9 protein-coding genes and 1 tRNA gene are annotated in these 13,067 nt (G+C 57.8%); all 10 read left to right on the top strand.

Annotated elements, in window-relative coordinates:
- Nucleotides 1-12: 12 nt before the first annotated feature.
- The 10 genes from OHL18_RS21470 (at nt 13) to OHL18_RS21425 (ending at nt 12,814) form a co-directional block, all read left to right on the top strand.
- Nucleotides 13-2,481, top strand: a complete 2,469-nt coding sequence (locus OHL18_RS21470; RefSeq protein WP_263376935.1) for a TonB-dependent receptor — start codon at nt 13-15, stop codon at nt 2,479-2,481.
- 94 nt (nt 2,482-2,575) lie between these two features.
- Nucleotides 2,576-3,502, top strand: a complete 927-nt coding sequence (locus tag OHL18_RS21465; RefSeq protein ID WP_263376934.1) for a vWA domain-containing protein — start codon at nt 2,576-2,578, stop codon at nt 3,500-3,502.
- Between the two features lie 126 nt (nt 3,503-3,628).
- Complete coding sequence (locus tag OHL18_RS21460) at nt 3,629-6,058, top strand: Orn/Lys/Arg family decarboxylase (RefSeq protein WP_263376933.1); 2,430 nt, start codon at nt 3,629-3,631, stop codon at nt 6,056-6,058.
- Nucleotides 6,059-6,270: 212 nt separating this feature from the next.
- A complete protein-coding gene (locus OHL18_RS21455; RefSeq protein ID WP_263376932.1) occupies nt 6,271-6,702 on the top strand; it encodes a response regulator in 432 nt (143 codons plus the stop codon).
- The gene (locus OHL18_RS21450) at nt 6,703-8,898 is read left to right on the top strand and encodes a putative bifunctional diguanylate cyclase/phosphodiesterase (RefSeq protein WP_263376931.1); all 2,196 of its coding nucleotides are present in this window, start codon (nt 6,703-6,705) and stop codon (nt 8,896-8,898) included.
- Between the two features lie 106 nt (nt 8,899-9,004).
- Complete coding sequence (locus OHL18_RS21445; protein ID WP_263376930.1) at nt 9,005-10,579, top strand: ATP-binding protein; 1,575 nt, start codon at nt 9,005-9,007, stop codon at nt 10,577-10,579.
- 118 nt (nt 10,580-10,697) lie between these two features.
- Nucleotides 10,698-11,843 carry a PP2C family protein-serine/threonine phosphatase gene (locus tag OHL18_RS21440; protein WP_263376929.1) on the top strand — a complete coding sequence of 382 codons (1,146 nt, stop codon included), beginning with the start codon at nt 10,698-10,700 and terminating at the stop codon, nt 11,841-11,843.
- Nucleotides 11,840-12,289 (top strand): ATP-binding protein, encoded by a 450-nt coding sequence (locus tag OHL18_RS21435; protein ID WP_263376928.1) that lies wholly within the window; start codon nt 11,840-11,842, stop codon nt 12,287-12,289. The genes OHL18_RS21440 and OHL18_RS21435 overlap by 4 nt, the downstream gene beginning before the upstream one ends.
- Nucleotides 12,290-12,649 (top strand): STAS domain-containing protein, encoded by a 360-nt coding sequence (locus OHL18_RS21430; RefSeq protein WP_263376927.1) that lies wholly within the window; start codon nt 12,290-12,292, stop codon nt 12,647-12,649.
- Nucleotides 12,650-12,726: 77 nt separating this feature from the next.
- Nucleotides 12,727-12,814, top strand: a tRNA-Ser gene (locus tag OHL18_RS21425).
- Nucleotides 12,815-13,067 lie beyond the last annotated feature (253 nt).

The raw sequence follows: 13,067 nt of genomic DNA, 5'->3' as shown, positions 1-13,067 counted from the left end.
ATGGAGTACGAGATGAAAGAGGTTGGTTTGCGTTCTATAACGAAGTTTTGCGCGGAGATTTACACGCTTGCCACGATGTTTTTTCTGGCAACAAGTGCTCATGCGGTGATTGTGAGAGGAACGGTTACGGACCCGCTGGGCGCTGTGGTGATCGGTGCCAGGGTGCAGTTGATCCAGGGGCAGCAAGCGATCGCGTTGGGTGTGACCAATGTCGATGGAGTCTTTGAGATTCGCAGCACTGCGAAGGGAAGGTTCCGGCTGCTTACGAGCGCCGCTACCTTTACTCCCGGTATCGGCAAGGACTTCTACGGCAATGTGACCGAAGTCGTCTCGCAGAACGTCGTGCTGGAGATCGCATCTGTGACCGAGCAGGTTACGGTGACGGCTACGGGAATCGAGACGCCGATCCAACAGACGAGTGCCGCGCTGTCGTTGGTTTCTTACGACGCATTCTTGGGCCGGCTTGGGGTGATCGATCCGCTGCGGCAGGCTCCGGGCGTGCAATTTGTGCAGCAGGGACAGCTTGGGGGGGTCACATCGCTCTTCGTTCGCGGAGGCAACTCGACGGCGAATAAGGTATTGATCGACGGAACTACGGCTGAAGATGTGGGCGGTACCTTCGACTTCGGCACGGTGACGCAGACGGGGATTGCTTCGGCGGAGCTGTATCGAGGACCGAACAGCGTGCTGTATGGATCGGATGCGGGAGCTTCTGTGGTGTCGTTCAACACTCCAAGAGGCGAGTCGGTTAAGCCGGTGTTCGTTTATACGGGTGAAGGCGGTAACTTCTCAACGTATCGGAATCAGGCAGAGGTCAGTGGGACTCATCAAAAGCTCGACTACTACGCTGCGTTCAGCCGGTTGAACTCATCGAACGCGCTGCCGCTGGATGAGTATCACTCGGTTACCGAGGCGGCCAATCTTGGATATGCCTTGATCCCGGGAGTGCAGGCGCGGTTTACCCTGCGCAATGGTGTCTCGGCCAGCGGTCTGCCGGGAGCGCATGACTTTTTCGGTATCTCGAACAATGGTAAAGAGGCGGACCAGGATCTTTATTCTGGATTGACGCTCGAGAGCTCCAGCTTCGGGGATCGCTGGCATAACCTTGTTCGCTATGGCGTTACGAGGAAGCGTGAGCAGATCTACCAATACGCTTACAACGGGACACCGGTCGATGTCTTCGGATTTACGGAGTACTTCGGAAACGTCGTGACGATACGCGGAGCGAACGGCTACAGTGCAACAGGACAGACCGACTTTTTCGGATCGAACAGCAACTCTTCTTCGAACCGCGACGAGCTGTTCTTTCAGACTGACTTCGCCTTCAGTCATCACTTCACGGGGCTCGGCAGCTTTCGGTATGAAGATGAGCGCGGATCGTTCGTTCTTCCTGACTATGGAGAGAACGAAAAGATCGAGCGTAGAAACTACGAGTACACGCTCCAGTTCCAGGGTGATATTAAGAACCGGCTGTTTTATTCCGCTGGCGGAGCGGTGGAGAAGAACCACCTGTACGGGATCGCGGGAACGCCTCGCATCGGGCTCGCCTATATACCTGTTCGCATCTCAAATGGCTGGTTCAGAGGAACGAAGCTCCGGGCAAGCGCTGCGACTGGGGTGCAGGAGCCAACCCTGGCGCTGGAGTTCCAGAGTCTCTACAAGCAAGTCCTGGAGAGCGATCCAAATGCTGCTGCGGACATCGCCGCCTATAAGATTCGGCAGCCAACGGCGCAGCGCTCGCGCAGCTACGATATTGGCGTCGATCAGAACATCCTAGGGGAGCGGCTGATCCTGAAGGCCGGCTACTTCCATAATGTCTTTGACCGGCAACTGGAAGGCGTCGACTACCACGGGTTGAATGAATACTTCGGAATTCCGACCGATATCGCGAATCCTGATGGGGGTATTTACGAGGCTTACGTGAACTCGCTGGCGTTCCGCGCGCAGGGAGCGGAGATGGAGATTCAGTGGCAGGCGCTGAAGCATCTCTTCGTGCGGGGTGGGTATACCTATCTCGACGCGGTCGTGAAGCAGTCTTTCGCCAGCGATGCGGTCGCGGCAAACGAAGGGGCGGCGACGACCAATCCCAATCTGCCGGGCATCGCCATTGGCGCGCTTTCGCCACTTGTAGGAGCGCGTCCGTTCCGGCGTCCGCCGCATACGGGATTCTTTGCAGCCCAGTATTCCGTAAGCAAGTTTTCAGTTGGCATGACGGGTTCGCTCGCGAGCCGCAGCGACGATTCGACCTTCCTCGACTTTGCTGATTTGAACGGAGACAACACGCTGCTGCTGCCGAACCGCGACCTCGACTTCGGTTACGCGAAGCTCGATGCTCACGCCAGCGTTGCGGCAACGCGGAAGTTGACGCTGTTCACCCAGCTCGACAATCTTCTTGGTCAGCAGCACATCGGACCGATCGGCTATCCGGCGCTTCCATTTACCGCGCGTGGCGGTCTTACTTACAGGTTTGGCGGGGAGTAGACTTCCGCATCGTTTGCGACGCGATTCGACTTAGTTGAGCCGCGCGGGTCGCAAACGCATCGAACCTATGGAGTAGGGAAGGCGGGATACCGCAATGATGAAGGTATTGGTTTCGGCAGCAGCACTTGTACTTAGCGCGAGTGCCGCGATGGCGCAGGTGGAGGGTCCTCGTCAGACAGATGCGCTTGTCGGCGTGAGCTCAAAGGGCGATCAGATCCCGGCCATCTCGGACATTAAGATCAAGGTCAACGGGAAAGAGGAGAAGTTGACCGGCTGGTCGCAGGTGCCGGCGACAGGAGTTCAGGTAGCGATCCTGATCGACGAAGGTCTGCGCCAATCCATCGGAACGCAGCTTGACGCCTTGCAAGGCTTCACCAAGGAGCTTCCTGAGGGATCGCAGATTTATGTGGGGTACATGCGGAATGGGTCCGTCTTCACCGCGCAGAGTTTTACGGCGGATCATGAAGCGGCGGCGAAGAGCTTTCGTCTTCCGCTGGGATCGCCAGGGATCAGCGGAAGTCCGTACTTCTGCCTCTCGGAGTTCGTGAAACACTGGCCAGCGGATTCATCTCGTCCTGGCGCGAGGTTTGTGCTGATGGTCACTAACGGCGTCGATCCGTACAACGGGAGCACCAGCATCATGAACCAGGACAGCCCTTATGTTCAGGCGGCGATACAGGATGCGCAGAGGGCGGGCGTCGCGGTTTCCTCGATCTACTTTGGCGACGCAGGGTTTCGCGGCGGGAGAGCGAGCTTCAGCGGACAAAGTTATCTGACGCAGGTGGCGGATGAGACGGGTGGGCATGCACTCTATGAAGGCACTGGGAACCCGGTGTCTCTGGGGCCTCTGCTGTCAGAGTTTCGCAAAGCGATCTCAGAGACCTATGTTGCCTCGTTCGTGACCTCAGGTTCCTCTGAAAAGCTTCAGCGCATACAGACTGAAAGCTCGCTGCACAAGGTCAAACTGACAGCGCCCCAGTTTGTCCGGGCGGGAAATCTGGAAGGCGTTTTAGCTGAATAATTGACTTGATCCGCCTCGAAGTCGGGAGCCTGGACCACTTTCTGGCACATGCAAATTCCCGCAGTGCGGCCTGTGCATACTCCATTCAAAATCTCGCTGTACCATGAGATTTGAAGTGAGAGGTGTATGAGCGAAGGCCGTTGGGTGTTGCTGATTGCGAGTGAGGTGGGCGGTACGGACTCGGTGTCCGACCGCGCTATGGAGCGTCTGATCAACGCGATTGGTGAAGAGGGTTACGAGGTCGTTCGGACATCCACGCCGGAGGATGGATTGTCGCTGGTTACCAGCGATCCATCGCATAGCGCGATCCTGCTGGATTGGGATCTCGAAGGGGACAATCAGTTCGAAGAGCGCGCAGCGCTCGAGATCCTGCGCGCGGTTAGAAGGCGCAACAAGAAGATTCCGATCTTTCTGATCGCCGATAGGACGCTGGTCAGTGAACTTCCCCTTGAAGTTGTTCAGCAGGTGCATGAGTACATCCACCTCTTCGGCGATACGCCGGCGTTCATCGCAAACCGCGTGGACTTCGCGGTCGAACGTTATCACGCGCAGTTGCTTCCGCCTTACTTCCGCGAGCTGAAGAAGTACAACGACCAGGGAGCCTATTCTTGGGACGCGCCGGGGCATATGGGTGGCGTGGCCTTCCTGAAGCATCCGGTTGGCATGGAGTTTCACAAGTTTTTCGGCGAGAACATTATGCGTTCGGACCTCGGCATCTCGACTTCGCCGCTCGGTTCATGGTTGGATCACCTTGGGCCTCCGGGAGAGTCGGAACGGAACGCTGCGCGAATCTTCGGAGCGGACTGGACCTTCTATGTTCTGGGCGGCTCGTCGACTTCGAACCAGATCGTGGGCCATGGCGTGATTGCACAAGATGACATTGTGCTTGCCGATGCGAACTGCCACAAATCGATCTGCCACTCGCTCACGGTAACCGGGGCACGGCCTGTCTACTTCAAGCCGACGCGCAACGGCTACGGGATGATTGGCCTGGTGCCGATCAAGCGATTCAGCCCGGAGAACATCCAGGCGCTGATCGACAAGAGTCCTTTCAGTGCAGGAGCTCCGTCAAAGAAGCCGACCTACGCTGTTGTTACAAATTCGACTTACGATGGGCTCTGCTACGACGTGAACCGTGTGGCCGAGGTGCTTTCGAAGAGTGTGCCTCGCCTGCACTTCGACGAGGCCTGGTACGCCTATGCGAAATTTCACCAGATCTACCGCGGAAGATTCGCCATGGACGTCCCGGACGACATGCCCGACCGGCCTACGATCTTCTCGGTGCAGTCGACGCACAAGATGCTTGCTGCGTTCTCCATGGCATCCATGGTGCATGTCAAGCTGAGCCCACGTGCGCCGCTTGATTACGACCAGTTCAACGAGTCGTTCATGATGCATGGGACGACCTCGCCTTTCTATCCGTTGATCGCTTCGCTGGATGTTGCTGCGGCGATGATGGACGAGCCTGCCGGCCCGACCTTGATGTCCGAGACGCTGCAGGATGCCATCGCGTTCCGCAAAGCCATGTCTTCGATCGCGCACCGGCTGCTTGCGGCTGAGCAGGGATGGTTCTTCAGCCTGTACCAGCCCGACTCTGTGACCGACCCGCTTGATGGGAAGAAGTATCTGTTTGAGGAGTGCCCAGACGGCGCGCTTACCAATCGTTCGAGCTGCTGGACGTTGAAGCCGGGCGAGGATTGGCACGGCTTCCAGGATGAGGACATCGCCGACGACTACTGCATGCTGGACCCGGCGAAGGTCACCATCCTTACTCCCGGAGTGAATGCGCAGGGCGTGATCGGAGAGTGGGGCATTCCTGCGGCGATTCTTACGGAGTTCCTCGATGGACGCCGAGTAGAGATCGCGCGCACTGGAGACTACACCGTCCTCGTGCTCTTCTCAGTCGGCACCAGCAAGGGCAAGTGGGGCGCGCTGCTCGAGAACCTATTCGAGTTCAAGCGGCTCTACGACTCAGAGGCGTCGCTTGAAGAGGCTCTGCCAGAGCTCGTTTCGAAGTATCCACATCGCTATCGCAACGTCACGCTCAAAGAGTTGTCGGATGAGATGCACGGTGTGATGCAGCAGCTCAATCTTTCGGGACTAGTCAACGCTGCCTGCGACGAAGACTTCGACCCTGTCCTGACTCCGGCGCAGACTTATCAGAAACTGTTGCGAAATGAGACAGAGAAGATTCGCTTTGCCGAGATGGCGGGACGTATCGCAGCGGTGATGCTGGTGCCTTATCCTCCGGGAATTCCGATGAGCATGCCTGGGGAGCGACTTGGCGGGCCGGACAGCCCGGTGATCAAGCTGATTCTTGCCATGGAGGAGTTTGGCAAGAGGTTTCCTGGCTTCGAGCGCGAGACTCACGGTATCGAAGTAGACAGCAACGGCGAGTACTGGATGCGCGCCGTTGTCGAATCGAACGGCAAGAAGAACGGAAGAGGGAAGCAGCGGCCTCCAAGCTCTGCTCCGCCGGTCAAGCGAAGGAAGAAGCCGCTTCCCGGTGATCTCCCCGATCCTGATAAGCCAATCAAAATTCAGCCCGAAAGATAAGCTTTAATCGTCTTCTGCATCTGCAACAAGGAAGTGCCCCGGTTTCGGCCGGGGTCTTTTCTTTTAACCCCGTTTGCCTAACGAGATGAGAGGGGACTCCCATCGAACTCGCGTCTGCGCCCCCCGGTGAATTCCACCAAAGATGTATCTCCCGCGAATCTTCTAACTCACTTTCAAACATGACTCAGCCGATAGGCGCTCCAGAGGACACTATGCAGGCCCTTGCCAGAGTTACCCATGAGACGGCAGTTGCTCCACTTCACCCTCGCGTTGGTAAGGTTCTGCTGGTCGAAGACAACGAGTTCAACCGCGACATGCTCTCACGACGGCTGAAGCGAAGCGGCTGGCAGGTCGAGGTCGCGGTGGACGGGGTACAGGGTCTGGAGCGCGCGCGGGACGGGGCGTTCGACCTGATCTTGATGGACATGAGCTTGCCGGAGATGGACGGTTGGAGCGTAACCCGGCTGCTGAAGGAGAGCCCGCGCACCCGCGCTATCCCCATCATTGCGCTGACGGCGCATGCAATGAACGGCGACCGCGAGAGGGCGATTCTCGCCGGTTGTGACGAGTTCGAGACCAAGCCGGTGGAGTACTCGCGGCTGCTGGGGAAGATGACGAATTTTGTCGCTGGGAAGGAGCTGTAGATGGAATCGGCCACCAAGGTTCTGATCGTCGATGACGAGGATAGCAATGTCGACATGCTGTCGCGGCGGTTGAGCCGGTGCGGATATGAAGTCATTTCGGCGGACAATGGCGAGCAGGCTCTTCGCATGCTCAAGGACTCGAGGGTCGACCTTGTGCTGCTCGACCAGATGATGCCGGGAATGACTGGCACCGAGGTTCTACGGAAGATTCGAATGACCAAATCGGCGCAGCAACTGCCCGTCATTATGGTCACGGCTGTCAGCGACAGCTCTGCGATCGCGCTGGCCCTGGATCTGGGCGCGAACGACTATGTCACCAAGCCTCTCGACTTTCAGATTGCGCTGGCTCGAATTCGCACGCAGCTTGCCATGGGAAGGGAGGAGGACAAGGTCCGGAGGAATGAGGAGCGCCACGTGCTCGCGGCAAGGGGTTCTGGTGAAGGCCTGTGGGACTGGGACCTGGCCAACAACACCGTCTTCTGTACGGCGGAGTTGCACAGCCTGGTCGGTCTTGCCGCGCGTGAGAAGGCCTATCCTCCGCGAAGCTGCCTGGCCTGCGTTCATCCTAAAGACCGTCGCGCCGTCGCGCTGGCCTTTGCTAACCCTATCGGCCAATCGGAGACCACGCAAGCGGCAGGCGGATCTGGCGATGATCCGCTGGATGAGAGTGCAAGCCAGTTCCGTTTTCGCCATGCGAGCGGCCGCTACCGGTGGTTTTCGTTGCGCGGAGTGACGCTTCGAAATCCGGCTGGCGTGCCCATCCGCCGGGTCGGATCCATCACCGACGTGACCGCCCGGCTAACAATCGATACCCTCACAGGTCTTGCGAACAAGCGTTTGCTCGAAGAAGAGATTGAAACGGCGATCCTGAGACAGAAGCACGATCCGTTGAGCAAGTTCTGTGTTCTGTTGTTCGACATCGACCACTTCAAACATCTAAGGCCAAGCCTTACTCAAGGCGCGAGTCAGTTCCTGTTGATCCGCTTTGCCGAGAGAGTTCAGAAGGTGCTGTCTGAGTCTGGAGGACCTGAGCTTGCCAACTCAGCGAACCCGCCCCTGCTTGCGCGGCTTGCAGAGGACGAGTTCGCCATTCTCCTGGATCGGTTGACCGATGTTCCTCATGCGGAGTCGCTCGCGGAGAATCTGACTCGCGCTATGCTACCTTCGTTCTCGATCGAGGAGCGAGAGGTCTTCTGTTCTATAAGTCTAGGGTTGGTGATTGGAGACCCGAGTCACGCGAGCGCGGAGGACGTGCTTCGCGATGCCGACACGGCTAAGTCCGCTGCCGAATTGCGAGGAGTCGGGAGATGGGTGCTGTTCGAAGAGTCGATGCGGAAACTTCGCGATCAGCGACTACAGTTGGACATCGATCTCCGGACCGCAGTGAAGAAGCAGGAGTTCGAGGTCTTCTACCAGTCCCGCGTGCATCTGGATACGGGCGCCATCTGCGGGTTCGAAGCGCTGGTGCGGTGGAACCATCCTACTCGCGGGCAGGTGTCGCCTCTTGAGTTCATCCCCATCGCGGAGGAGAGTGGAATTATCCACGACATAGGTCTGTGGGTTCTTGAGAAGGCCTGCGAACAGACGCAGCTATGGCGGCAGCAGTTCGACCTTGCCGACGACTTTGAAGTCTCGGTGAACCTGTCTCCGCAGCAGTGCAAGGAGCCGAACCTGGTCAGCAGCGTCAGAGAGATACTGCGTCGAACTGGGCTGCCTGCTTCGAGCCTGAATCTCGAACTGACAGAGAGCCTGCTGATGGAGGACATCGACCAGGCCAAGGGGGTGTTGCAGGCCCTAAAGCGACTCGGTATCGGCTTGAAGATCGACGACTTCGGCACTGGATATTCGTGTTTGAAGTATCTCTGCCAGTTTCCCTTCGACTCACTCAAGATCGATCGCTCTTTCACGAAAGAACTGGATCAGGACAGCGTCGAGATTGAGGAGATTGTGCGGACGATCGTGCAGATGGCCGGCAATCTCAAGATGGAGGTCGTCGCGGAGGGAGTTGAGAACGCAGCGCATGTCTCACGATTGCGGGAACTCGGCTGCAAATATGGCCAGGGTTTTCTCTTTTCCCGCCCGGTCAACGCGGCGACAGCGGAGCGCATGCTGGGCCCGCGGAGGGTTCAAGAGAACCATCGAATTGGCGGAGCGGTCATCGCGGCCGTGCACTCCTCGCGGGAGAAGCCGATCTAATGTCCTGGAGTTCAGGTGAGGGCAGCGCAGGCAGCATCTGCGGTCGGTACCGGACGATCGTGATGGTATTGCGGTGACCTCCTCATCCGGCAAGGAACGATTTTCCATGCGGAGTTTGTGGTCCCGGTCCATCAAGACGAAGCTGATGCTGCTGTTTACAGCTAATACGGTGGTCGCTCTCAGTCTCGCATGCATCGTCTTCTGGATCTATCTGACGCTTTCGTACAGGCAAACCCTGGTGGAGGAGGTCTCAACGATGGCCCAGATGCTGGGCCGATCGAGCGCGTCCGCTCTGACGTCTTCCAATCACGATGCGGCGGCAGGGGCGCTGGCTGTACTCCGAGCCGATTCGCGCATGGAATCTGCGTGCCTTTATGACAAGCACAGGAGCCTGTTTGCGAGTTACGTCAGAAACTCCTCGGATCACGCATGCACCCAGCATCAGATTGCTGCGCCGCTTCGCTTTAACTTCAGGAGCTTCACTGTCCTAGAGCCGATCGCGACGAATGGCGAATTTAACGGAAGTCTGCTTCTGCGGGTGAGTCTCGTAGAGATGTACTCTCACTTGCGCAGGTTTGGGGTGATCGGCGCGGGTGTGCTTTTCGTTTCTACAGGACTGGCGATGCTGTTGTCGTTGCGTCTCCAACGTCTGATCTCGGATCCGATCCTTCACCTTACCCACGTTGCAAAGCGAGTCTCTAAGGGAGGCAACTACTCGATTCGAGCGGCTTCAGGATCGGAAGACGAGACCGGAGTCCTGATCGATCAATTCAACTCGATGATGGAGCAGGTGAGTCAACGCGACCTTGAGTTGCAGCGCGCCCAGGATGAACTGGAAGCTAGGGTGGCCGATCGCACGCGAGAGCTACAGAATGAGATTGCGGAGCGCGAGGTGATTCAACAGGACCTGTTGAACGCCAAGCTGATCGCGGAAGAATCGAACCGTGCCAAGAGCGCTTTCCTGGCAAATATGAGCCATGAGCTGCGGACCCCGCTCAACGCAATCCTTGGCTATAGCGAGATGCTGGAAGAGGACGCGAAGGCGGCAGGGAACCAGTCGGAGGTTGACGACCTGAAGAGGATCGAGTCGGCGGGACGTCATCTGTTGATGCTGATCAACGATGTGCTCGATCTGTCGAAGATCGAAGCTGGACGGGTTGAACTGTTCTCCGAGCCCGCGCAGGTGGGGACGCTGGTGAACGATATTGTATCGACGATTGAACCGCTTGCCCGGAAGAACAAGAATGTCTTTCTCGCCTCTGCGGAGGACGCGAACGCCACGATCTACGTGGACGTGACGAAGTTCCGCCAGTGCCTGCTCAACCTCCTCAGCAACGCCTGCAAGTTTACGGAGGGTGGCATCGTGCGTCTGCGCGTAGAAGAACGCGCAAGGAACGGCGACATATGGAGTTGCTGGGAGGTAAGCGATACAGGAATCGGCATCGCGGACAGCGACCAGGCGAAGCTCTTCCAGGCATTTTCGCAAGTGGATTCGTCTGCGACCCGCAGGCATGGGGGAACGGGCCTTGGTCTTGCGATCAGCCAGAGACTGACCCGCATGATGGGAGGATGGATCGAGTGCGAGACCCAGCTTGGTAAAGGCTCCACATTCACCATTTACCTGCCTCGTGTTGCCGAAGGAGAGATTGCAAGGACAACCGCCGCAGCGCGAGTCGCGTAATCGTCGATTCGTCTTGCTCCTGCGAGGCTCAATTGGATACTATGAAGCTCCTCCCTTGTTCCACTCAGGACCCTTTTATCGTATGGATTTGCCGCTTCCTCATCTGTCACAAGAAACATTGCCTCTCGAGCAGCAGGTGGCGCGTCTTCAGGCGCTGCTGGAAGCCACTCGGCAGATTCACTCCACTATTCTTCCTGATGAAGTGATGGACCGGACGGCAAAGATTCTGGTGCGCGAACTTGAGATGGAGGGCGCGCTGTTTCTTTCGCCTTCGCAGAAGCTCATGTCGAAGATCTGGGGACAGATGCCCGCGGAGCCTTTTGAGGGCTGCCGGCGGTTTCCACTCCTTTCGAAGGAGAACCAGGTGCTCGCGGAGCTTGTGTTGGCGACGCCGTCCCACGGTTCTTTCTCTCTCTATGAGCAGGACTTCGTGGAGGGCTTGGTGCTGCAGGCTGCGGTTGCGCTCGAGAACGCCACGCTGCATGAGCGCGACCTGCACTGGGCGAGGGTGCAGCAGGATCTCGATGCCGCACGCAGGATCCAGCGCTCACTCTTGCCACGGAGTATGCCGGAGATCGAAAGCTACTCGATCGCCGGGCAGTCGAGTACCTGCTATGAGGTAGGCGGCGACTATATGGACACACTGACTCTGCCCGACGGCAGCGAGCTGATGCTGGTAGCCGACGTCGCGGGTAAGGGACTTGCATCGGCCATCGTCGCCACGAGCTTCCGGGCGGCGTTTCGTTCGCTCGCAAGCCAGCCAATGCCGCTGAAGGAGCTCGTAAGCCGAATCGGCCAACAGCACTGGGACGAGGGAACTGAAGCGCAGCGACGTTACGTCACTGCGATCTTTGTGCGACTGGATGCGAAGAGCGGCGTGGTCGAGGTCGTCAACGCGGGCCACAATCCCGGCGCACTGGTTCTTCCGGACGGCACGCTGCGGACGCTGGATGCCTCTGGCACCCCTCTCGGTATGCTGCCGGGCATGGTCTATGCCGCAGAGACGTTTCCGTTCCCACCCGGTGCCCGCATTCTGCTCTATACCGATGGGCTCACGGAGGTCTTCCAGGGGGATGACGAGTTCGGTACAGATCGCCTGATGGAAGCCTTCCGCGATCACTCTTCTCCGCAGGCAAGCGACATTCTCGATACACTCTGGGAGACGCTGGCCGTATTTTCCGATGGCGCGCCGCAGACCGACGACATGACCGCTCTCGCCATCTACCGTCTCGATTCCTCTTCGCAGGAGCATGCTGCCTTATGAAAAGCGGAAGTTCCGTCGAAGTCCGTATCCCTTCAGAACTCGGCTTTGAGAAGGTCGCGATGAGCACCGCCTCCAGCATGGCAGCTCTGATGGGATTTTCGAGCGACCGGATCGAAGATTTGAAGACTGCGGTAGCCGAGGCTTGCATCAATGCCATCGAACACGGCAATCAGCTCGACAGCTCGCTTAATGTGGGCGTGGTGATGTCCACCACCGACGACGAACTTGAGGTCAAGGTGATCGACGACGGGGCAGGCATCGCGAAGGCACCAGCCTCGCCCGATATCGATCGGAAGATGCACGGAGAGGAAGATCCGCGCGGCATGGGCATGTTTCTTATTCAGGCATTAGTGGATGAGGCGGAGTGGCACCAGGGGCCTCCTGGAAAGAGCTTTGTTCGACTCGTTATCCGTCTCGACGCCCATCAAGTTAAGGAGAGTCAATAAATGCAGGCGACTACAAAAGTCACCCAGCGCACCGCAACCTCCACCGCAGGCACATCCATTGCTGTCCTTGCATTCTCGGGCGATATCTCGTCAGCTTCGAAAGACGCCATCCTCAACGCCTATCACGGCCTTGACACAGCGACCACCAAAGTATTGCTGGACTTTACTGCCGTCGACTACATCAACTCCTCCGGCATCGCGATCATCATCCAGCTGCTGCTGGAGGCGAGTAAATCGGGCACGCGGAGGGTCGGTATCTTCGGGCTGAGTGCACACTTTCAGAAGGTCTTCACGATGGTGGGTATCAACAAGTACGCATCGCTCTATCCCAATGAGCAGGAAGCCCTGGCCTCGCTCTAGGGAGGGTGTCAGGGAATGCCCGGTTCGCACCGGCGGACGCCCACCGTGTGGTAAAGTGAGACTGGCTCGTAGTTTGCGGAGAGATGGCCGAGTGGCTGAAGGCGCACGCTTGGAAAGCGTGTATACCGCAAGGTATCCAGGGTTCGAATCCCTGTCTCTCCGCCATACACCCTCCAGTCAAGCCAATACTCTTCAACAGTTCAAACGGAAACGCCCATCTTCCAAGTTGCTCTGACTGCTCAATAATGTCCGATAACACATATTATGTATATCATTGTTGTAGCGGCTCGTTAGAAATGTCATGGTCTGGCCCGATAGAAATGTCAGGGTCTAAGGATGGCATGGATTTCTATGAGCGAACGCGATCTTAGGCGGATTGAAGTGTTGAGCGACGTGCGGGCCGGACGTCGCACGGTGG

It is taken from the genome of Granulicella aggregans, assembly GCF_025685565.1.
Lineage (GTDB): Bacteria > Acidobacteriota > Terriglobia > Terriglobales > Acidobacteriaceae > Edaphobacter > Edaphobacter aggregans_B.
The sequence above is the reverse complement of the archived record's forward strand: the minus strand, read 5'-3'. Positions and strand labels throughout refer to the sequence as shown.

Coding starts and splice junctions, on each gene's coding strand:
- OHL18_RS21470 (WP_263376935.1), top strand. CDS start 13: ATGAAAGAGGTTGGTTTGCGTTCTATAACGAAGTTTTGCGCGGAGATT.
- OHL18_RS21465 (WP_263376934.1), top strand. CDS start 2,576: ATGATGAAGGTATTGGTTTCGGCAGCAGCACTTGTACTTAGCGCGAGT.
- OHL18_RS21460 (WP_263376933.1), top strand. CDS start 3,629: ATGAGCGAAGGCCGTTGGGTGTTGCTGATTGCGAGTGAGGTGGGCGGT.
- OHL18_RS21455 (WP_263376932.1), top strand. CDS start 6,271: ATGCAGGCCCTTGCCAGAGTTACCCATGAGACGGCAGTTGCTCCACTT.
- OHL18_RS21450 (WP_263376931.1), top strand. CDS start 6,703: ATGGAATCGGCCACCAAGGTTCTGATCGTCGATGACGAGGATAGCAAT.
- OHL18_RS21445 (WP_263376930.1), top strand. CDS start 9,005: ATGCGGAGTTTGTGGTCCCGGTCCATCAAGACGAAGCTGATGCTGCTG.
- OHL18_RS21435 (WP_263376928.1), top strand. CDS start 11,840: ATGAAAAGCGGAAGTTCCGTCGAAGTCCGTATCCCTTCAGAACTCGGC.
- OHL18_RS21430 (WP_263376927.1), top strand. CDS start 12,290: ATGCAGGCGACTACAAAAGTCACCCAGCGCACCGCAACCTCCACCGCA.